Origin of the sequence: Shewanella sp. Isolate13, assembly GCF_022398325.1 — a bacterium.
In the GTDB taxonomy this organism is placed as follows: Bacteria; Pseudomonadota; Gammaproteobacteria; order Enterobacterales; family Shewanellaceae; genus Shewanella.
The window spans coordinates 1-21,901 of the sequence record NZ_JAKEVD010000048.1 but is presented as its reverse complement, the minus strand read 5'-3'; the positions used below and the strand labels follow the sequence as shown (position 1 = coordinate 21,901).

Here is a 21,901-nt window from a genome sequence, read left to right as displayed (position 1 = left end):
TAACCGAATAAAAGAGTGCCAAAAGGATTGCTGGCCATTTTAAAACATCTTCCCCTTAAGGCCCCTCAAAAAAAGCACTGTAACTTGGTGATATTGCGGTAAATAGATAGGGGGGGCTCGGGAAGCTGCAGGATAATACCCCAACTCATGCCACTGTGGTATTAATAATTACTTCCTGTTATCTAGCACGCTTTAGCAGCATGTCAATTTACGCCAGCAGTATCTGTTTAATTCTATTTCGCAACCACATATGACTAGGGTCTATCGAGTTTGATTTATGCCACTGCATGATAATCGGCACTGGTTTTAACTTGATCGGCGGTTCGATGATTTTTAATGCGAGCTGTTCTTGATAACGTAAGGCCAACCTAAGTGGCACATGGCCGAACAGCATGGTTTGACTGACGATCAGCATATTTGCCATCAAAGAACTGGCCTCATGGCTAATGTTTCTATGGATCTCAGTGCTATCATCACGAAACATCTCCAGAGCCAATTGACCATTTCGCCGAATATTTAGCACAGATTGTGGCAATTTTTGGTACTGCTCAAGAGTTAATGATTCACCGATGGTGTGATTCGCTTTGGCAGCAATCAAGACTATTCGATCTTCAAAAAGCAGCGAGCTCTCAATACTACTGTCGGCTAACATCACACTGTCAATCACGAGATCCGTCGCTCGCGTCCGTAAGCTAGTAATAGCTTCTTCATCTGTACTAGCTTGCTGTTTTAAACTATAAGTTAACCCGCTATTTTTCTCGTTTGCGAAAGCCGAAAGTAATGTAGAGTTATATTCCTCAGGACTACTCAAGGTAAAGTGAACCTTAGATGAATGAGGCTCAAACTCTCCGTAGGATCTAATCACCTTTTCTATAGATAAAAATTCTAAACGTGTATTTCGATAGAACGCTTTTGCCGCTGCTGTTGGCTGGATCTGTCCCCCACCTCTAACAAAGAGTTCTTTATCTAGTGATGTTTGCAGTCGCTTCATAGCAATACTTACCGCAGGCGGAGAGATCTCTAACGCTTCACTCGCCTTTAGATAGCTGCCAGTCTCCATCACCTTAGAAAATACTTTGAGGAGATTGAGATCAAACTTTTCAAATGTCATTACCACCCTCCAAGATAAACAACGTTTATCTAAAAGATATATTTCAACCAATTTAGTTTATCTAAAGCTCGCTGTAAATTAGTGCAATTACTTTATTGAGCAAAAAGGTTTTCTCTATGAAACTTAATCACATATCCTTAGTACTCTTCCTGTCATTGGGTGTCTCAGCCTGTGGTAGCGACAGCAAAAGTGATAATCCACCAATAACCAACCTGCCGGATCGTAGCGCTCCTATTCCAGAAAAGCCCCCAATTGTGCCAGATGACGGTTTACCCATTGAGGATCCATGTACCGATAGTTGTGGCGGTGATGTCCCTCCTCATGAGGAAGATACACCAATAACACCTATCCCTGACGTACCACTTATGGCTAATGTGAATATCTCAACCCATGAGATCCATAAGCAAACTGATACGATTGACATGCATCACGTTGTTACGGGTAAAGCAGATGACCAGTCTAGGCTGGTTCCCTATCCAAGCGTACGTTACTACGTAACACACAGTGACGATGTAAGCGTACTGGAAATGCAACCAAGTATTGGCTGGGTAAACATCTACACCATCTGGAACCATCCCGATGGAAAACGAAGATGTCGTTTAGAGGTATTTCCAGACACTACAGTTAAATCTAGCTGCACCACAGATAACACCTGGTTTGGTAGTGTCGCCGCAGCGGTTAAATACCATAGTGGTGGTTTGACTCTGGATATGAACTTCTTCGACGGTAACCAGCGGGTCAACTATGCCTGGCGTATTGCAGAGAACTCAAACCAGCAGCCGTTATTCGAACATAACACTTCTTTGTATGTTGAACATAAGTAACACTTGGATAAAATGAGATGTGATGCAATCAATAGCCAAAGCCAACTTGTATGATTGGCTCTGGTTGTATTTGATTTAGCCAACGTGAGATAAACTAACGAACTCAGACTATCGCTGGTCTAGCTTAGGCTTGAGTCGAGCTTTGGCTTAATTGGAAATGAACAAAAGCGGCTCACCACAGAAGCCACGAAGAAAAGCAACAGCTCAAGCCGTTTGACTCTAATATCTTTACCTTAGTGTTCTTTATGAAAGCGCAGCGCTTCGTGGTGAAATTAGCGCTTTTTAAAAAGTGATACTTGTTCAATGTATTCAGTGTTAGCTAACTCGCTTCTGGATATAAGTGCGCCGTTAGATTTTAAGAGATAATGATGATTTATAACCCCATCATTAATTTTTAAACCCATAAAGCTTTGCTTAAAATTGATGCTTATCGTTTTACCGATAAGCATCAAAGGTGGCTTTCCTTTTACGATTCATCTATGAAGCGTTTATGGACACTCTGGACAGTCAGGGCAGAGCTTACAGCTCGCATCGGCTTCCATCGACTCAACATATTCTTTAAAGAATGTTTCGCCACTTGCTTTAACGGTATCGACAAAAGCTCTCACCTCACTGCCTGAAACCCCACCTTCAGGAAGCTCATCGAGCCCAGGCAGAGGTACATAGCTACCCGAGAAATCTTCACAGTCGCCTGGAGCAAGAAAATCAACCGTATGAATAATTTCAGTCATATTATCGTGGGTTTCTTCAACGATGATGTCCTTGATAAGCACGGCCGAGTCATTACACACGTCTCCTCCATAATTAACTTGAAGACCGTAATCACCATAACCATTTTGCACAACGACAGTTGAACAGTCTTTTGTCACCTTCAGCTTGCCAGGGAATGTCTCAACAGGGCAATCAAACTCGCTTGTATCGTTGGCGACAACTGTACCGCCGCCCTCGACAGCAGCCTTAGCCTCGGCAGTACCACTAATCCCATTGATCGTCGTGAGAAAATCATCATCAAATGTTATTGACTCACCTACAGCTAAAGTCGCGGCATTGAATACATCGCCTGCAGTCACATTTTCTGCTTCTATATCAAATAGTGGCAACGTACCTGTGTTTTCCACCTTGAGCGAATATTCGTATTTAATTGCATCACCGCCCGGTACAAGCTCGCCCCCATCACAGGTGAGGGTTACTTTCAACTCTGGCTTCCCTGGTATGTAGCAGAACGAAACATGACTCAAACCATAGTATTTATTACTGGACTTTTCCGGTGAATGTAAGCCTGCATCGGAGGTGATAAACGAGCCATCGTAGTTATAGAGGTTGCCCCCTGGGCCACCTTTAACAAATACTCCCAGCATGATCACCGAGCTGTCTCCCTGATCCCAGGAAAATGTCTTAGCACCTTGCTGTACATTGAGTGTAACCGACAACATATCGTCCCCATATGTGCCATCATAGACAGGCTCAACTTTTAGCTCTCTTAAATCCTCGTTTCCAAAAAACTCGGAACAAGTTGGATTGCCACTAAAGTCTTGCGGTTGAACCCCTCCTGCAGAAGGAGCACCAGCATCTGCTCGCGTAACCTGAAGGCTAATAACGGCACTGATAACCAATAGTAATGCTAACTGTTTGATAAAGCGACTCTTAACTAAGTCATTGAGCCTGCTATGGCAATATAATCTAGCAGAGTTATAACATTTTAAGTTCATTAGATTATCTCCTTGTAGTGATAATTAATGCCCCTATCCCATACTAACTAAAGGACATCATAGCCCAGTTATTGCAACTCCCAAGCCAAGATTTAAACAGTTGTAAAACATGAATTTTTAATTGAGAAGAGCAAGAAAGATGTTCAAGCTGAACAGCTTGTGCATTACACAGTGTTACTCTCGCTATACAATGTGATGCGAGACGCTAGTCATTCATCGATTCACTGAGTCAAGTACCTACGGGATCCGTTACTAGCGGCTGACTACTCGCTTAAAACTAATGGTTATTTAGTTTTAAGCTTGCCAAGTTCCAACATTGAGAATTTTTAAAGCGAAGACTTAAAATCAAAAATTCCATCGGCAGCAATCGAAAAAACCATTCCAAAGCTGGTTTAACAATCTGTTAGACTAGCGCAAACACCGATAACAAATGAAATGTCATGCTTGGAACGTTAAGAAAAATGCGCAGCCACTTGGATGAAAACCAAGTCGTGCAATATCAGCTGCCCGTAGGCGAAGAGCTCTTGGATCTGAATCCATTGATTGGCCACCAACTTACGCTAACTCATACGGGAAAAATCTTCTGTTGTAGTTGCGGCAAGAAAACCAAGAAGAGCTACTCCCAGGGTCACTGCTACGTGTGTATGCAGAAACTGGCGAGCTGCGACATGTGTATCATGAAGCCAGAGACTTGCCACTATGCAGCAGGAACCTGCCGTGAGCCCTCTTGGGGAGAGGCCAACTGCTTCGTGCCACATTATGTCTACCTGTCGAATACCTCTGGGGTTAAAGTGGGCATAACACGCCATACACAGCTACCGACTCGTTGGATAGATCAGGGGGCAACCCAAGGCCTGCCAATCTTTAAGGTTGAGACCCGCCTACTTTCGGGCCTAGTTGAAACCGCACTGGCCAAGATGATTGCCGACAAGACTAACTGGCGCACAATGCTAAAAGGCAACGCCGATGAGCTGGATCTCAAGCTGCAGGCTGAAACACTTATTCCGCAGATAGCTGAACGTCTTCAAGAGATCACCGCCGAACACGGCGAGTTTGCCGTGTCACAACTCGATGAGCCGATTCAAACCATCAACTATCCCGTGAGTGAGTTTCCAACCAAGATAAGCTCACACAATTTCGATAAAAACCCAGAGGTCTCGGGTATTTTAAAAGGCATAAAGGGCCAGTACCTGATCTTCGATACCGGAGTGATAAATGTGCGCAAATTTGGCTCTTACGAAGTGAGCGTAAGTTATTAGTCCTTTTTTAAGATAAAGGCTAGCTTTAAGCTCAGCCGGGACACAATTGTTAACCCCGTGATTTTTTAACACATAGTGTTAGCTAAAAGGCCCTGCAATTAGTGATAAATAATTGCAGGGCCTTTCTCTTTCTATATCAAAAGTAGGGACGATAAAATCATACGGTTTAACCGTCGTTGCTGGTTTTTCCCATTATCTTTAACTTCCCTTTCTTAGTCGCACCAACCAATCCTAATGTCTGACTGCCGACACTATCGTAGGTCAACTCAATGGATTTTAAATCGCCATCGGGGACACTAATGCTGCGGCTTGATAAGCCTTTAGTCAATACGCCTAAGTTGTCGACCTCTTTCCTATTACCATCTGCCATAATCAATATGATTTTATGCATATTAACTGTGCCTTGAACGCATTTAAGCTTTATATGGCTAACCTGTTTTTCAGCTTTTTTAGGCGTAACAGTGTCGGTTTCCGTTTTGTAGTTAACCGTTTTTTCACTGATCTGAATCCAATCACTTGCCTGTACCGCTGACGAACCCAAGATGATAAGAACCAATGCTGCGACATTAACTAGTCGTAAAATCATTTACTATCCTTATGAACCTAGAATGGTACCAATACGTATCGGTGGCAATATTCAGAAATATCCGCCTATTCCAGTTTACTTTAACATTAAATAGCAGGAACCGGCTTGAGCATAGCGGATAACAAGCGCTCGAAGCGTTGTTCTCTCAGCTCTGGACTATTATTCAGATCGGTAAAGCCCTGCGCAAGCACCCGCCACACAGGCATGGGGCTATAGGGAGAAAACAACGCCACTAATACAGAGCCCTTTTCATATTCTTTATCTACGCCTTCGGTCGATAAGCCTGCGACTAAGCCCGCCCTCTTCAAGATCTCTTTATCACTCATCTCTGACTCAAGCGCCACACCAAAGCCCACCAGTACACTTGGTGACTCATGAGCGCTGGCTAAATGGTAGCCCTTTGCCTGCATCGCCTGAGCAATGGCGGCTTTCATATGTTTGATCACCGCTTGGCTATCCACTTCATCACTAGCGTGAACCGCAAACATATCAGGGTGCCAAGCAAAGGCCTTTGTGGCGTGGCCGAGCAGTTCAAGATCGCCTGTCGTCACCATAGTCGTACGCGTTGCGGCCATTTCAGCCTCTGCATGTTCAGCTGAGCTGCAACCAACCAGTAGTGATAACCCCACTACTAACATTGAGATACATTTCTTAATCATAGGCTTCCCCACCTCTTGTTATCTAATTGCAGCGTAACACTTTAAACATTAACCTAACCTGACTCATAAGCTGCTGTCGAGCCTTTAGGGCCGTATTGCCCTCATATTGTTGATTATTTGTAACAGTTAAAAAAGAAGCCGATTCATCTGAATCGGCTTCTTTGTCAATTAGCGAGTTGTTTACTGGCTTTTAATATTAACCACTAAGCTTGCACCTTCACTCGATGGTGCACCATCGGCACTGATGTAATACCAACCTTCCGCAGGCCCGCTAATAGTTAGGCTCTCGACATTGCCTTGATTCTCGGATTTCACCTCAAATGAATCTGGTCCGGCCCATGTCTGGGTGTTGCCATAAAGGTTCACATCGCCACTACCATGACCACTGGCTACACTAACCTCTTGCGTACCCGCTGGTACATAGAAGTAATAGCTTGAGTGACCGTCTGCAATACAGATAGCTTCACCAAACTCGACACCACCATAGCTATAAGGGGATTGTGTCGCACACGCATCGGCTACTGCGACAGGAGTTGTGCCGCTATCGCCAGCGTCAGTTAAGCTGACCTTAAGACTGACTCCCTGGTAATCTTGGTATGCTAATAGACTCACATAAACCCAACCACGGTTAGCAATCACGTTTAGCGACTCTTCATTGCCATTGGTTTCAGATCTAGCATCAAAATCAGATGGCTTAGCCCAAATATCTTGATTGAAGAACAGATCCACATCACCTTCACCACCAGATGTAGTGATATAAAGTGGGGTATTATCCTCTTCGATGTAGGTATAGAAGTAGTTGATATCGCTGCCTGCAACACACTCAGTCTTCTCGAGTGTTAACTTACCGTCGGTAATCGTTGCCGCACCGCAATGCTCAGTGGGTTCAACTGGCCCATCGGTGTCGGCATTATCGCCAATGCCGTCACCATCGCTATCGGCCCATTCAGTTGGATCCGTTGGGAACACATCGCCATTGTCACCCACACCATCGCCATCGGTATCAACCGTTTCATTTGCATCGGTTGGGAACGCATCGGCGTTATCACCGACTCCATCACCGTCTGTATCGCGAGTCTCAGTTGGATCATTCGGGAATGCGTCTTGGTTATCTGCCACGCCGTCACCGTCAGAATCAACGGGGGGTAAAATACCGCTAGCAATCGAGTCATCGTTACTGGTCACTGTCGCCAGCCAAGTGTTCCACTCACTGTTATAGTTTTGGCCAATGGTATTATCGATATAGGCTAACCAGCCATCAGCATCGCCACCGCGAGCCAGCACTAATAACGCATCGACATCACTTCTGTGCTTCTCAAACAGGAAGCGAACCGCTAAATAACCCCAGCTATAGACTCGATCTGAACCACTGTCATAGGTATTAGAGAGAATTTCACTTAAGCTATAAGCTTGTGAGCGTCCCATATCGATAGCACCGTCATTACGGTTTTGCTTCGAGATATATTCGGCTAGACCTTCTGTCCACCATACCGACTTTCCGGTATCGATATCGAAATAATTAAACGCACCATAAAGGTTAAAACGACCATCGAGGTAATGCACATACTCATGCTTTAAGTTCCATACCAAGATCTCATCGGTCCAAGTGGCTTCATGGGCGATAAAGCGTGCCTGATTGCCCTCTTGGGAAGGCGTGCCTTCAAGGTACATGCCGCCATTATTGGTATTAATCCCGAAAATCACGCTAGCGTACTGAGCATAATCGTCGTAGCTGTCGAAGATGTTCACTTCAAGGCTTTCATTCAAATCATCGGCTACTGGTTGATAACCCGTTGCAAGCACATCATGGAACAGTATCTCTTCACCGCCCATCAGATCACAAGACGCCTGGAGCTCGTCATTAGTTAACTGTTGGGCGCGAATGTAAATGGTATCGCTACAGCTATAGTTGATTGGTAGCGCCGTTTGCTCAAGCTCCTCTTCCCAACCACAAATGCCGAACTGCTCACACTCACCTGGGTTGTAATAATCTAGGTAGCCAGCACCGTCAGCCCACTCAGCAGTCATGCGCTCAAATTTGCTCATATAGAGCTCAACGCCGTCATTGAGGCGTGTTTTCAAGCTTTGCGGTAGATCCCAGTATGCTTGATACTCGTAGAAGCGACCAAACTCATGGAAGGCATCGGTGGACTCATATTGATAGTCAGAGTTAATAATATAATCAGCAGTGGCTATGTTCAGTAGCGCATCGATCAGCTCACCATGCTCCATGGCTTTGCTGTTGTAATCTTCAGCCCAACTACCGTAATACAGTGTGGTTAGCGCGCTAGTCATCGCGGCGCGGTGGCGATTACTCGCTAAGAAATCTGCATTAAACATCTGTAGGTAATCGGTGATCACTGGCACGCTTTCAAGAATATGATCGGCGCTCGCCCATGATGTGAAGAACTCCATCAGGGTATCACCTGCAGAATGAGTGATCTCAAATAGCTTAGGGTTCTTCGAATACTCAACTAACGCACCATAAACGGCATCCGCGGCTTGGGTATCGCTATAAGTTAAATCATCATTGTAAAACTCAATGTAAAATGCGCCGCGCAGGAAGTAGAACAAGTTACGCATTTCGTAACCTGTGCTGCTATCATAAGTTGCTGCGATGGCCGCTGCTCGATTAGCAACCGCAACCACATTCTCTGTCTGATAGGCGGCAACCGAAACGGCATCATTTCTAGAGTACAACTCAGAAATACATGAGATCTCAGCTTGTCTAACGGCATCAAACAAGGCTTCACCGCTTAGGCTAGCTAACTCACTGCTACACACGTTTTCTTCGGCCTCAGCGGCGGGACCGGATGCGCCCGTCGGCCCTTCAATCTTTTTTTCAGCCTTCCCCTTGGTAGGATGCTGGCGTTGATTTTTTTCTGTCCCTTTCTGCTGCCCAGGAATATTGGCGCCTTTTTCAAAGCGGCTCTTCAACTCTTTACCATGAGCCGCTTTAGATGATTCTTTGGCCGTTGGTGCCGCCTCAGAGGTCGCCAATACGGCGCCAGGAAAGAGGACTGCCGAACAGGCAAGCGCTAAAGCATGAACTTTAAACTTACCTCGTTGAGTTTGTGGCTTAGATGATTCTGTTGACATGTTTGACTCCAATTGTTTGCGACTATGTCCTTAAATCACCTAATGCAGGAAAGTGAGATATGGATGGCTTGTACCAACGCTGCCGCATATAGTTTTTACAGCGCTAAATGTTAACGACTTGTTAACTCTCATTAAGTTATAATTTATACAATATTCACAATCAAGCTTAAAAATCACTCAACACCAGATTGGCGTATCAACTTAAAACTGCATATTTGAATTAACATTCAAGAGTCAAAGAAATGACGGATCTACTTTAAATACTGAGGGTTAGGAGCAGAGATTCTGAAAGAGCAGATTAAGACTGCAATCAAAGTGAATACCTATGCAGAAGTAATTAGGCATTCACCATTTATAACTAAAAGTTATGAGTTAGATCTTAAGTAGATTTATTGAGAATGAGTTTACTCATCCATCAAAATATTGGTTTTACCCCATTTGCTTTATCGCGCTAGAATGAGCGCCTGTTTTCATATCGACTTATGGGCTATGGAACTCATTTTTACCATCGCATTATTTGCATTCTCATCGGGGATCACCCCCGGCCCAAATAACATCATGTTGATGTCTTCCGGGGTAAACTTTGGCGTAAAACGCAGCATTCCCCATCTCAGTGGGATCTGTATCGGGTTCCCAGCCATGGTGTTAGCCATAGGATTAGGCCTAAGCACTGTGTTTCAAGCCTATCCACTATTACATGTAATTATTAAGTATGTCGGGATCGCCTACTTACTGTATCTGGCTTGGCTTATCGCCAACAGCAGCACCAAGATGAATGGCAAAGAAACGGCTAATCCACTCTCTTTTATACAAGCCGCCGCTTTTCAATGGGTTAATCCAAAAGCCTGGGTGATGGGAATTGGCGCTGTCGCCACCTTCACAACCATGAGCCAAGCGTTGACCCCTCAAGTTATGACTATCTCTCTCGTCTTTTTTGCGGTTGCAGTCCCCAGTGCCTTTATCTGGCTAGGGTTTGGAGTCGCCTTAAAGCGGATATTAAAGAAGCCAAAACAGCAGAAAATCTTCAATGTCACCATGGCACTCTTGCTTGTGCTATCGATCCTACCTATGATCGCGCCATAATCCTTCAAAGACGGTAGCCCATGACTCAGTTAATGGATCCAGAATTACAAGCGTACGCAACAGAAACCGAAAACTGGGTAAAGCAGGTGATTATGAAATATAACATCTGCCCTTTTGCCCGCCGTGAAGTTGAACGCGCCAGCATCAGGTATGCCGTCATCGATGAATCACGCATGCAAGATGTGTTGCAGGCACTGATTGATGAGTGTGTTTATCTCGATGAAAATCCAGATATTGAAACGACTCTGTTTATCATGCCTCGTGGTTTCGAAGGCTTCTATCTCTATTTAGACTTAGTCGATATCGCCAACGAACTATTGATTGAACAAGGCTATGAAGGTGAATACCAGCTCGCGAGTTTTCATCCAGACTACTGCTTTGAGGATGAGCCACAAGACTCGGCAGCGAACTATACCAATCGCTCTCCTTACCCGACCTTGCACATTATTCGCGAGGCCAGTATGGAGTTAGCCCTATCGACTTATGATGAGCCGGAAACGATCCCTGAGCGCAACATCGCCTTTGCCGAACGTAAAGGCAGCGAGTTCTTTGTAAAACTACTTGCGCACTGTAAAAAAGGTCAATAACCCCAATTTAGTGGCGACCCCGAGCCTGTGGCAGCCAAACAATGATTAATTTAGATTTAGGACATAAGCTTCATGGCTAAAAAATATTACGTGGTCTGGGCTGGACGTGAAACCGGCATTTTTACTAGCTGGGATTACACGAAAAAACAGGTCGATAAATTTCCACAGGCCAAATATAAGTCCTTCCCCACAGAGGCTGAAGCTAAGACAGCCTTTGCTAAGGCGCCCAGTTATAGCAGTGGCACTAAAAAGCCAACGGCAGGTGCCGCGAAAGCCAAAACAGCCGCCAAAGCCAGTGTCGATATCGATCTTAACCGCTGCGATCTATCTATTTTTACCGACGGTGGCTGTGAACCCAACCCAGGTGAAGCGGGCTCAGGCGTCGCGGTTTATCGTAATGCCCAGCTTGCCGAGCTGTATTACGGCCTTTATAACGCCAACGGCACTAACAATTCAGCCGAGCTAAATGCCCTGCATCAGGCGCTACTGATTGCCGACAAGGCGCTCAAGCAAGGGCTGACGGTGCAGATTTTAAGTGACTCCCAGTACTCGATAAACTGTATCACTAATTGGGCTTACGGCTGGAAAGCCAAAGGCTGGAAGCGCCAAGTTGCTGGAGATATCAAAAACTTAGATATCATTCAGCAGTCCCATGAACTCTATGATGCCTTGAAAGACAAATTGGCGATTCAGCACGTAGCAGCTCACGTTGGCATTGAGGGCAACGAGTTGGCCGACCGTATGTCAATTTATGCTATCGACCAAAAAGACGGCGCATTTTGTCGCTACCCAGAGCCCATAGTATTGGCTGATATTCTTAGCCTACGTGCCGGTTAACCCCTCAGCACTTTGTGCAAAAACCGCTCAGCGACACGTTTATTAACCATTATTCTCTTTTGGAGTTTGGTATAACGTGTCAGCTGTGCCACAATCGCCGCCATGAAAATTTACGTCCACCTACATAAAGCCCCTATTCGCGTTATCCGTATCGGAAGACGCCGTTTTTGGCTGCGGCTAAAGCGCGATATGTTAGTGTTAAAAGATGCACTGTCTCAAGAGAAGCAGGAGACTAAAGATATGTTAGTCGCCTATAAGCGCTATACCTGCAGACAAGCATCGAAAGAGGAACTGATTGAAGCGAATAAGCAATTTGCCGATCTATTAAAAGGCCTAGGCCTCGGCATGTTTGCCGTTTTACCCTTTGCGCCGATCACAATTCCGCTGGTAGTGAAGCTCGGCAAGCTTGTCGGCGTCGACGTGCTACCTAGCTCGTTTAATAATATGTCTGAGCGTAAAGCCAATATCAGACGCGTTGCCAGTGAAGCAAGGTTACAGGCCAGTTCTGAGCAAATAAAATAACCCAGCCTCAGCTTTATCTTAAATGCGCTCCTTAGCGAGGGGCGAGTAGAGTCAAACTCAAGTCCCGCGCCAACCAGCTCAATTTCCGCAGTTACCTTTATCCTAAACCTATTGCCTGATACTCTAACCCCTAAGCAATCCTCATCTTTTAATAACAAAAAAGAGTCCTTACATGAGCAACCTTATTATTTCTGGTGCTTCAGGCATCCCTTTATCTATTTTTAACAGCGACACATTTGCCGCTTGGCGCGATCAGCAAGCGCCGCGCATTCAAAACTGGCTCAGTAATACCCAATTTAAAAGCAAAGGCGCAAGCTTAATTCCAGGCCCAGAAGGCGAACTCGAGCAAGTTATTTTTGTCAGCGACAGTGACGACTCCTACTGGCTTTGTGGTGATCTGGTCAATCAGTTGCCAGCAGGACAATATCAACTTAATGGCAATGAGCAGCTCATTAGAACGGCGGCATTTAGCTGGGGCTTAGGCGCTTACCAATTCGACCGTTATAAGAAGAATGATAACGCCTTACCCGTTCTAGTGGTGCCTACTCAGGCTCAGGCGGACGAGGCAAATAAATTCATTCGCTCGGTATCACTGGTGCGCGATCTGGTTAACACCCCTGCTGCCGATATGATGCCGCAACATTTAGGTGACATCATGATCGCCATGTCACAGGAGTTTGGTGCAAGCGTCACCCAAATTGTTGGCGATGAGTTGCTCGAGCAAAATTACCCCACCATACATATGGTTGGCCGCGCCAGTGAAAACCTGCCACGTCTAATCGATCTCACTTGGGGTGATGAGTCAGCCCCAAAACTGACCTTAGTCGGTAAAGGTGTCTGTTTCGACTCTGGCGGCCTTGATCTTAAGCCTGGCTCTGGCATGCGCTTGATGAAGAAAGATATGGGCGGCGCGGCTCACGTTATCGGTCTAGCCCAGCTAATCATGGCTCACAAGCTGCCGGTGAGACTGCGTGTACTGGTGCCTGCCGTTGAAAACGCCGTATCGGCTAACGCCTTTAGACCCGGCGACGTGATCACCACACGCAAAGGGATTACCGTTGAGATCGACAACACTGACGCCGAGGGACGCTTGGTTTTGTGTGACGCACTGGCCGAAGCCAACAACGACAAACCAGAGCTGGTCATCGACTTTGCCACACTCACAGGTGCGATGCGTATCGCCCTAGGTACTGAGCTACCAGGTTTCTTCAGCAATGATGATGAGGTGGCTGCAGGCTTTACCGCATCGGGTCTTAAGGTCGACGATCCTGTATGGCGTATGCCACTACACAAGCCCTATATGGCACTGACAGGTAGTGATATCGCCGATATTGCTAACTGCGCTACCACACCTTTTGGCGGTGCGATTACGGCGGCACTTTATTTAGAGGAGTTTGTCGATAAAGATATCAGCTGGAGCCATTTCGATGTCATGGCGTACAATGTGCGCAAATTACCGGGACGTCCAGTTGGCGGCGAAGCCTTCGGCATTCGTGCAGTATTCGATTACCTGCAGAACCGCTTTAAAGCCTAATAAATATACCTAATAAAGGCCCGCATGTCGGGCCTTACATCTCAGACACTGTCGCACCTTAGTTTTAGTTCACGATACGGCATTAACAAAGCTAAAAAGTTCCCCTTAAAAATCTCACCTAGCTCACAATATTAATCAATCGAAGCACTGTCGCCGCCGTGATTGCGTATTCCGTCACAATCTAATATTCAATTGTAGATATTATTCGTGTCCTTAATCCAATGTCGGATTATACAAACGAGAATAAAAAGTGAAAAAGCTAAAATTATCTATATTAATTGGTGCGTTACTTGGCGCGCCTACGGTTGTTATGGCAGATGAATTCAAACCTTCTGTTGATTTAGGTGGTGCAGTTAAAGTTAAATATTTCATTGATGATGCTAACGAATCGTCTAAATCAAATGGCGGTACATTCGCATTTGACGCATTAGAACTTGATATCGATAGTCAGATCAGTGAAAACTGGACAGCAAGTGCTAAGTACGTTTTCAAGAACTCTTCAAGCAACCATTTCATCAAGTACGCTTATGCTGCGTACAATGGTGTTGAAGATTGGCAGTTCCAGGGTGGTGTTGTTAGCAAGCCATTCGGTAATAAGAGCTTCATCTCTCACAACTGGTGGGAAAGTATCAACTACTACATGGGCTTTGAAGATGACTTCGATCTAGGTGCTAAGGCTATCTATAGCACTGGTAACTGGACCTCTGAAGTTGCCTTCTTCAAGAACAGTGAATACTCATCATCTGATACCCGTGGTTACGGCGCAGATGGTTTTACAGGCGACATTTGTGTAGCGACAGACGCTGAAGGAAACTGTACAGACAAGAATACCTACAACAACGAAGAAACCAACACGTTCAACATTCGTCAGTCATACGTTTTTGACTATGACAAACTAACGGTTCAAGTGGGTGCGTCGCTAGAATACGGCCAGTTATACGATACCGTTCACGATGACCATGGTACATCGACAGCTTATGCTGTGCACTTAGATGCTCAGTACAGCGGTTACCAGCTACAGTTACAGATGGTTGACTATGACTACGACCAGTATCAGGCGAATAAAGATGGCCTGTACGCGATGAAGATGGGCGGCGGCGCTTATGAAGTTGCTGCTAAAGGTCAAATCTTTGCCGCTAACATCGCCAAGACTATCGGTTATGACTGGGGTACAGTGACTCTGTATAACGACTACAGCCACTTGACACCAAATACCGATGTTAACGCTAACCTAAATGACTCTGTTATCAACACAACAGGTATGAGCATTGCGGTATCTGACTTCTTCATCTTCGTAGACCACATCTACGGTAAGAATGCAGTATGGATTGGCGGTCAAGAAGGTCTTGGTATCGAAAACCAAAACGATGAGTTCCATTCTCTATTCAACATCAGTCTAAACTACTACTTCTAGTTCTGACTGCTAGGCTACTTGCTTTGTGAGTAGCCCTCACGCAAGGCGGGCATTAGTCTCATTCCTGCTTTAGCCTCGCGTGAGTTTCAATATCAGTCTGTAGAGCATATTTAGCTAACGCCATCTTCATACTCACTGGCAACCTACTTCCGTTTCCGCTTTCGCGCCCTAGTCGACACAGAGGCTTTATCAACTGTGCTACTCTAGAGTCGAGCCATCTAGCTTTAGTTAACGTTAACTAAAAATGGAGGAAAAAAGATGATCAGTTGCAATCAATACGATTATATCGAAATCGCCTGTTTGTATCGTTACCCGGTAACACTCAAGCTTAAAAGCGGTGCAACCATTAGCGGTATCGCTCTAGACACTGCTCGTGACGCTAACAAACGGGAGTGCATCAAGCTCGCTTACCAAGACAGTCCAAATAATGGCGTAGATATAGAGGCCAATCATAGCCTGGCCGTAACTCGACTCGTTATCCTTGATGAGATAGCAAGTCTTCACGTCTGTATCAATAACCCACATTTCCAGTCTGTGGAATTTAATTAACCTTGAACTCTCTAACTTTGAACTCTCTCCTCTTTAAAGTGCGATTACCGGACTAACGTCATAGGAATTAATAATTCGCTTTCACTCATAAGCGCAGTGCTCTATGCTGTCAGCATAAATTAAACAGTCATCAATCTAATAACTTAGTAAAACCTTAGCCAAACTTTAGTCAGCATTTAATTAGCTTATTAGCTCACTTTCAGTTAAAGCGGCTGACTCGAATGACACATTCGAATCACTAAACATTAGACTCCATTAATAGCAGGATGCTCAATATGAAACTCTCAACTCTCCCCCTTCTGGCACTGATTACATTTTCAGCAACGTTTTCAGCGACGACCTTTGCAGAGCCCGCTTCCGCAGAAAGCGTTAAACAACTAATGGATAAAACCGGTGCAGGAGAGCTCGGTATTCAAGCCATGAATCAGATGCTCCCAGCCCTTAAAAACCTTATCCCAGATGCACCAGAAACATTTTGGAGCGACTACATGGCAGGATTTAACCCTGAAGATCTAGTCGAAATGACAGTGCCTATCTATCAGAAATACCTGAGTGAAGAGGAAGTACAAGCACTGAATAGCTTCTATGACACGCCTGCGGGTAGGAAGCTCATTAAGGTTCAGCCACTTATCATGCAAGAGTCAATGATGGCAGGTCAGCAATGGGGGCAAGCCGTTGCCCAAGATGTGATAAGCAAGTACCAGATGCAAAAACACTAGTCACGCTGACTCGATTTAAAGATATTTAAACATAAAAAAGAGCAGCTTAGCTGCTCTTTTTTATGTTTGAACTTCCCAAAGGAAATAACAACGATAGTTGAACTACAAACTAATGAAAATACCAGCCAACGCAGCACTCATTAAGTTAGCAAGGGTTGCCGCAAGTACCGCTTTAAGGCCGAGGTTTGCCACTTCGCTGCGGCGCTCTGGCGCCATCACACCAATACTACCAAGCTGAATGGCAATCGAGCCGATGTTAGCAAAGCCGCATAGAGCAAAGGTAATGATCACTTGAGAGTGCATCGAGAGTTGCTGTTTAACTTCGGTGAAGTCCATAAAGGCGACAAACTCATTCAAAATCAGCTTCTGGCCGATAAAGCTACCCGCCTGCATCATCTCATTGACAGGTACACCAATCAGAAATGCCACTGGTGAGAAGAGATAGCCCAGCAAGCTTTGCATGGTCACACCTTCAAAATTAAACCAGTTACCCACTTGCTCAAGGCCCGCATTAAACATGGCGATCACACTAATAAAGGCTAGCAACATGGTACCGATGGCCACCGCCACACGCATGCCGTTCATCGCACCAGAGGCGAGAGCGTCAATCACATTACCGTGTTCACTCTTGCTCATATCCACTTCTTGTTGATGCTCAATATTCCCTGTTTCTGGCACTAACAATTTCGCCATCATCAAGCTGCCCGGCGCCGCCATAAAGCTCGCAGCAATCAGATATTTAAGCTCAACCCCAAGCCCTGCATAACCGCCTAATACACTGCCCGCAACTGATGCCATGCCACCCGTCATCACCGCAAATAGCTCGGAGCGAGTCATCTTAGGTAGAAATGGCTTCACTAGCAGTGGTGATTCACCTTGGCTTAAAAAGATATTACCTGTGGTCACCAGTGATTCTGCACGGCTTATGCCGAGTAGTTTCTGCAAGCCACCGCCAATGATCTTTATCACCCACTGCATAATGCCGAAATAATACAACATAGAGATCAGCGCGCTGATAAAGATAACTAATGGTAGAACGCGAATAGCGAACACAAAGCTGTTGGTAGCAAGATCGCCAAACAGGAAGTGAATCCCCTCATCGGCAAAACTTAATACAGAAGCAACCCCCTGACTCACCGAGCCAAGAATGTTTTGCCCCATAGGCACATACAACACTAAGGCGGCTAAAGCGGCTTGCAAGGCAAAGGCGCCCAGCACAGTGCGCCACTTAATGGCATGGCGATTTTCAGAGAAAATCCAACCACAGAGTACAAGAAAGGAAATTCCGACTAAACTGATCAACATCTGCATAATTTATCTCAATTTTTTATTAAATATAAAGAGTTAAGTTGCAGGCGGTCGCAATTGTATAGAATATGGGGAATGCTTTAATGAAAGCGACATTTGACGTCGACTAACAGGTTAGGGATAACCTCACCATTTAGCGTCGAGCGATTTGAGTGTCCGGCCATTGATACAAGAATGAAGCACCTAAAAACTTACAAAAGTTTTGCCAGTCCAACTCCGTGGGTTAATCACTTATCCTTGTAACGGCTTGTATAAGGTGGCAGTGAACGAGACGTTCTAGCCGGAACGAAATTATACGAACCGAGACAAAGATTAAAAGCAGTTAATCTAATTTAATTACAGAATGTGCTGCCCAAGCGATCGCCATAACAACAAGATGAGATCTTGATCACGTAAGTAAGCAACAAACCTCAGTTAAATCCGGTCTCGAAAAAGGTGTTATGCCGCTAAGGTTTATATGATTTTTGTAGGCAAAGAGACATTATGATACCGAAACAAATTCCTTGGGTGATCATGGCTGTGCCACCATAACTAAAGAAGGGTAATGGGCTCCCCATGACTGGCAGTAAACCACTCACCATCCCCATATTAATAAAGGCGTATAGAAAGAAACTGAGCGCAAAAGCAGCGCTGACTAAACGATTGAATGAGGAATGACATTGGTAAGCAAGCCAGATGACTCGCCCGGTAATAAACAGATAGAGTCCGACTAAGAGTAAGCATCCAATAAAGCCCCACTGCTCAGCATAGGTTGAGAAAATAAAGTCTGTGTGACTTTCCGGAATAAATCCAAGCTGCCCCTGAGTCGCATTCGTCCAACCTTTGCCATGCATCCCACCAGAACCAATTGCAATCAATGATTGGATTATCTGGTAACCCGCACCTAGGGGATCCGATTCAGGATCCAAAAATTGAGTCACACGCTTTTTTTGATAGGCTTCCATGACAAAAAACCACAACACAGGGACAGTGATTGCTACCCCACCGAGAAATGAACCGATAATTTTCCAGCTCATCCCTGCAAAATATAAAACAAATAGCGCGTAAATAACGGTGAATATCGCCCCATCGAGATCGGGCTGAATAAATATCAGTCCAGCTGGAATCGAGGTGACAAGTAGACAGACGATGATTTTTTTAATATCAGGACGTCCACCTTCAGCAACTAAAATCCACGCCACCATCAAAGGAATTGCCACTTTGACTAACTCTGAGGGCTGAAATCGAATCGGACCAATAACCAACCAACGTTGAGAGCCGTTGGTGCTATCACCAGCAAAAATAACGCCGAGCAGTAGTATGACCGCCGAAGCATATAGATAAGGGGTGGCTCGTTTATAACTTAGCGGTGAGATGACTGACATAACTAGGATGGCGCCGATCGCAATGAAGGCTCGGACAAGGTGTCGCTCTAATATCGACTCACTGAAACCGCTCGCGCTCCAGACCGTAAGTGAGCCAAGCAGGATCAACAACGAAATAGCCAGTAATAAAGGGAAGTCAACTCGAGGTGTGTATTTGAACATATCTGTCTTCATTCAACATAAAACATAAGATATCAAGCAGAGAAGCAAGCTGGGATACAAGCCGAAAGACAAGCAAACTGTGATAATAATTCGAGGAGTATAAACGGTTTTTTTATTATTAAAATCTGCTTGTTTAAGTTAATTTTCATCCTTATTTTACTGCTCTGCAGTGTAATCTGCTGTTTCGTGATCTATATAATCTAACCAGAGGCAATTTTAGCCTGCAAAGTCGCGGCGGTTTTGAGTATTCGTGGAATAATATGCTGGCGCTAGGCGGTTATCGCGCCATAAGAAAAGCACGAGGCTCATCTCGATCCCATTGAGGATAGATGACGATTTTTAGAGCAGGTATTAATCGTACCGGATGCGATGGCATCCGGTAATTGTCCAAACATCTGTTATTTTTGAATGGTCATAATTTTAACTGCGGCTATAGCAGATGCACTCAAGGCTAACTTATCGGAGACTCAAAGCCTTCGGGCTTTAACGCCACTAATGAGCACTTAATCGATTGCAATATATTCTCTGCGGTATTGCCGATAACGAAGCCGGGGATCCCCGTCCTCGCTAAGGTGCCCATCACCAAGATGTCGATCTCTTTTTCGTTGACGAACTCAGGGATTTGCACATCTGCAGCGCCTTGCAGATGGTGAATGATAATGTCACCACCAATGCCAGATTGTTCGATAAGCCTATCTAATGCTTTGCGATGACTGACTCTTGAGGAATCGAGTTCAGCATTCAGTTCATCTTGGTCAATTTTAATCCAGAGGCTGTTTCTCAAATAATTTTCGAGTTGATACTCCCAACAAGATAATACATGCAGACGATAGTCACACTTATTGGCAATATCACGGGCTAACTGCAGCATTCGAATTGAGAGTGCATTTTCTTCAAGGCTGGTACTTATAGGGTCAATCGCAACTGCTACTTGGCGTTTGTCCAAGGGTTGATGAACTAGGCGATTAAGCCAAACGGGGCATGGACATTTACGTAATAATGTCATATCGATAGCCTTGAACCCTTCATCGGATCCATCTAAAGGTTCGGCATCTTTAATCAACAGATCATGCTTATGGCTTAAGATGTTTTTGATGATGTTTACCGCAGGTTTTTCACCACTGAGGACTTGCAGAGGCAGAGGAACATCCGCCTCTGCAATATGATTTTCCTGCCTGCTTTTATCTATTTGTTGATTGACTGTTTGCCGCAGCGCATTTTCATAGGTGTCTTGGTATTCATTGAGCTTAGGCGAAAGTGCGGGACAAACAATCAAGCCTTTCACCTGTGCATTGTTGGCCTGAGACAGTCGTAGCGCTTGCCCTATGGAGTCACTGTCACTAGGCAATCCCTGACTAACAAATAATATATTCTTGAAGCTTTTCATCTCTACCTCCGTGATATGGAGCACCTTGAGGGCTGGCGTTAAGTTTTTAATTGAGTTTAAAATATCTCGCTTTCTTTATTCCAAGCGACGAAAAACACTGCTAAACGCAACAGATCCTTTCAAGTATTGTTCTACACAGGGAAATTTGCCAATCTGAGTGGGAAAAACGAAAGACTAAATGAGCTCTACTCGTTTAAATGAGTTTAGTCAGCGATTAGTTAGAGTTTCACTGTTTGCCTAGCTACTTTATGCACAAGCTAAAACCGCCATTATGCCAATTAGCCACTTTTTTGCCTTAAGAGCTGCTTTAGCATTTATAGTGCTAATATCAATACTGATATAAGTCCTTATATTAGTAATGATAGATGACTCAATCTTCTGCCCTTTCGAAACCCTATAAGCCCTTAGATCAAACACAGAGGTAACTAGCACCTAGCACCTAGCACCTAGCACCTAGCACCTAGCACCTAGCACCTAGCACCTAGCACCTAGCACCTAGCACCTAGCACCGTGAGCGCACCCGTAATTTGACATTTATTCAATACAAAAAAAGGATTAGCACTGCTACTAACCCTTTTTCATTACTGATTGTTCGTTGCGAGTTGATCGCTACAAAATCAATTACTCGTAGTCTGACGCGTATGTTTCTTCGTAAGTGTGCGAGTAAAGTTCAAACAAGTTGCCAAATGGGTCTTCTAAATAAACCATTTTAGCTTGCTTGCTTTCATCTTCCGGGTGGTATCTCATAACATCCATGCGCACTTTTCCACCAAACTCTTCAGTACGCTTAATCGCGCCTTCAAAGTCATCAGTTTGCAGCGAGAAATGGAAAATACCGATACGAGAAAAATCCACTTCATGGCGCTCTTGACGATCAACCATCTCAAATAGCTCAACACCAATGCCGTCAGTTGTCACTAAGTGTGCAATATTGAAACCTTTAAAGCCTTCTCCGAACACAGCAATACACATTCTACCAATCGCGGTTTCACGTTCTTCAACAACAGGCGTGTTACCCATCACCACTTTAAGACCTAAAGCATTAGTATAAAACTCGACTGCTTTATCCATATCACCAACCATGATACCTACATGACTCATCTTCATAATTTGCTCCAGACTTGAATGTTTTGTTCGTTGCTCATTTCGATGAAGAAAGTATAGGCCTAGAACATCAAAACCTAAAAT

Annotated in this window: 19 protein-coding genes; 10 read left to right on the top strand and 9 right to left on the bottom strand. The window is 44.8% G+C overall.

The window, feature by feature from the left end:
- Positions 1 to 208 precede the first annotated feature (208 nt).
- Positions 209 to 1,111 (bottom strand): LysR family transcriptional regulator, encoded by a 903-nt coding sequence (locus L1D44_RS19965; protein ID WP_239893017.1) that lies wholly within the window; start codon positions 1,109 to 1,111, stop codon positions 209 to 211.
- Positions 1,112 to 1,227: 116 nt separating this feature from the next.
- On the opposite strand from L1D44_RS19965, the gene L1D44_RS19960 reads away from it, so the two are divergent.
- Entirely contained in the window at positions 1,228 to 1,935 is a 708-nt protein-coding gene (locus L1D44_RS19960) for a hypothetical protein (protein WP_239893016.1), read from the top strand.
- A 488-nt stretch (positions 1,936 to 2,423) separates the two neighbouring features.
- Here L1D44_RS19960 and L1D44_RS19955 read toward each other — a convergent pair whose 3' ends face one another.
- Positions 2,424 to 3,644: a hypothetical protein gene (locus L1D44_RS19955; protein WP_239893015.1), complete on the bottom strand. Its 1,221-nt coding sequence runs from the start codon at positions 3,642 to 3,644 to the stop codon at positions 2,424 to 2,426.
- Between the two features lie 440 nt (positions 3,645 to 4,084).
- On the opposite strand from L1D44_RS19955, the gene L1D44_RS19950 reads away from it, so the two are divergent.
- Positions 4,085 to 4,903 carry a DUF2797 domain-containing protein gene (locus L1D44_RS19950; RefSeq protein WP_239893014.1) on the top strand — a complete coding sequence of 273 codons (819 nt, stop codon included), beginning with the start codon at positions 4,085 to 4,087 and terminating at the stop codon, positions 4,901 to 4,903.
- Positions 4,904 to 5,069: 166 nt separating this feature from the next.
- Here L1D44_RS19950 and L1D44_RS19945 read toward each other — a convergent pair whose 3' ends face one another.
- The 3 genes from L1D44_RS19945 to L1D44_RS19935 all read right to left on the bottom strand — a co-directional run bounded on the left by L1D44_RS19945 (position 5,070) and on the right by L1D44_RS19935 (position 9,247).
- Complete coding sequence (locus L1D44_RS19945; protein WP_239893013.1) at positions 5,070 to 5,489, bottom strand: hypothetical protein; 420 nt, start codon at positions 5,487 to 5,489, stop codon at positions 5,070 to 5,072.
- Between the two features lie 86 nt (positions 5,490 to 5,575).
- On the bottom strand, positions 5,576 to 6,148 hold the full coding sequence (locus tag L1D44_RS19940) for a DUF4136 domain-containing protein (protein WP_239893012.1): 573 nt from the start codon (positions 6,146 to 6,148) through the stop codon (positions 5,576 to 5,578).
- Positions 6,149 to 6,328: 180 nt separating this feature from the next.
- On the bottom strand, positions 6,329 to 9,247 hold the full coding sequence (locus tag L1D44_RS19935) for a collagenase (protein WP_239893011.1): 2,919 nt from the start codon (positions 9,245 to 9,247) through the stop codon (positions 6,329 to 6,331).
- 489 nt (positions 9,248 to 9,736) lie between these two features.
- Here L1D44_RS19935 and L1D44_RS19930 point away from each other — a divergent pair, with 489 nt between their 5' ends.
- The 8 genes from L1D44_RS19930 to L1D44_RS19895 all read left to right on the top strand — a co-directional run bounded on the left by L1D44_RS19930 (position 9,737) and on the right by L1D44_RS19895 (position 16,492).
- Positions 9,737 to 10,330 (top strand): LysE family translocator, encoded by a 594-nt coding sequence (locus L1D44_RS19930; RefSeq protein ID WP_239893025.1) that lies wholly within the window; start codon positions 9,737 to 9,739, stop codon positions 10,328 to 10,330.
- 20 nt (positions 10,331 to 10,350) lie between these two features.
- On the top strand, positions 10,351 to 10,917 hold the full coding sequence (locus tag L1D44_RS19925; protein WP_202721576.1) for a DUF1415 domain-containing protein: 567 nt from the start codon (positions 10,351 to 10,353) through the stop codon (positions 10,915 to 10,917).
- A 72-nt stretch (positions 10,918 to 10,989) separates the two neighbouring features.
- Positions 10,990 to 11,754, top strand: coding sequence for a ribonuclease H family protein (locus L1D44_RS19920; RefSeq protein ID WP_239893010.1), 765 nt, complete (start codon positions 10,990 to 10,992; stop codon positions 11,752 to 11,754).
- Positions 11,755 to 11,856: 102 nt separating this feature from the next.
- Positions 11,857 to 12,276 (top strand): hypothetical protein, encoded by a 420-nt coding sequence (locus tag L1D44_RS19915; protein WP_220770840.1) that lies wholly within the window; start codon positions 11,857 to 11,859, stop codon positions 12,274 to 12,276.
- 172 nt (positions 12,277 to 12,448) lie between these two features.
- Complete coding sequence (locus L1D44_RS19910; protein ID WP_239893009.1) at positions 12,449 to 13,810, top strand: leucyl aminopeptidase family protein; 1,362 nt, start codon at positions 12,449 to 12,451, stop codon at positions 13,808 to 13,810.
- A 250-nt stretch (positions 13,811 to 14,060) separates the two neighbouring features.
- Complete coding sequence (locus tag L1D44_RS19905) at positions 14,061 to 15,224, top strand: hypothetical protein (RefSeq protein WP_239893008.1); 1,164 nt, start codon at positions 14,061 to 14,063, stop codon at positions 15,222 to 15,224.
- A 258-nt stretch (positions 15,225 to 15,482) separates the two neighbouring features.
- Positions 15,483 to 15,773: a Rho-binding antiterminator gene (locus L1D44_RS19900; RefSeq protein WP_239893007.1), complete on the top strand. Its 291-nt coding sequence runs from the start codon at positions 15,483 to 15,485 to the stop codon at positions 15,771 to 15,773.
- 275 nt (positions 15,774 to 16,048) lie between these two features.
- A complete protein-coding gene (locus tag L1D44_RS19895; RefSeq protein ID WP_239893006.1) occupies positions 16,049 to 16,492 on the top strand; it encodes a DUF2059 domain-containing protein in 444 nt (147 codons plus the stop codon).
- Positions 16,493 to 16,594: 102 nt separating this feature from the next.
- Here L1D44_RS19895 and L1D44_RS19890 read toward each other — a convergent pair whose 3' ends face one another.
- From L1D44_RS19890 to L1D44_RS19875, 4 genes are all read right to left on the bottom strand, one after another.
- Positions 16,595 to 17,803 (bottom strand): NupC/NupG family nucleoside CNT transporter, encoded by a 1,209-nt coding sequence (locus tag L1D44_RS19890; protein WP_239893005.1) that lies wholly within the window; start codon positions 17,801 to 17,803, stop codon positions 16,595 to 16,597.
- A gap of 443 nt (positions 17,804 to 18,246) precedes the next feature.
- Positions 18,247 to 19,326 (bottom strand): rod shape-determining protein RodA, encoded by a 1,080-nt coding sequence (gene rodA, locus L1D44_RS19885; RefSeq protein ID WP_239893004.1) that lies wholly within the window; start codon positions 19,324 to 19,326, stop codon positions 18,247 to 18,249.
- Between the two features lie 451 nt (positions 19,327 to 19,777).
- On the bottom strand, positions 19,778 to 20,713 hold the full coding sequence (locus tag L1D44_RS19880) for a universal stress protein (RefSeq protein WP_239893003.1): 936 nt from the start codon (positions 20,711 to 20,713) through the stop codon (positions 19,778 to 19,780).
- Positions 20,714 to 21,334: 621 nt separating this feature from the next.
- Positions 21,335 to 21,820 carry a VOC family protein gene (locus tag L1D44_RS19875; RefSeq protein ID WP_239893024.1) on the bottom strand — a complete coding sequence of 162 codons (486 nt, stop codon included), beginning with the start codon at positions 21,818 to 21,820 and terminating at the stop codon, positions 21,335 to 21,337.
- Positions 21,821 to 21,901 lie beyond the last annotated feature (81 nt).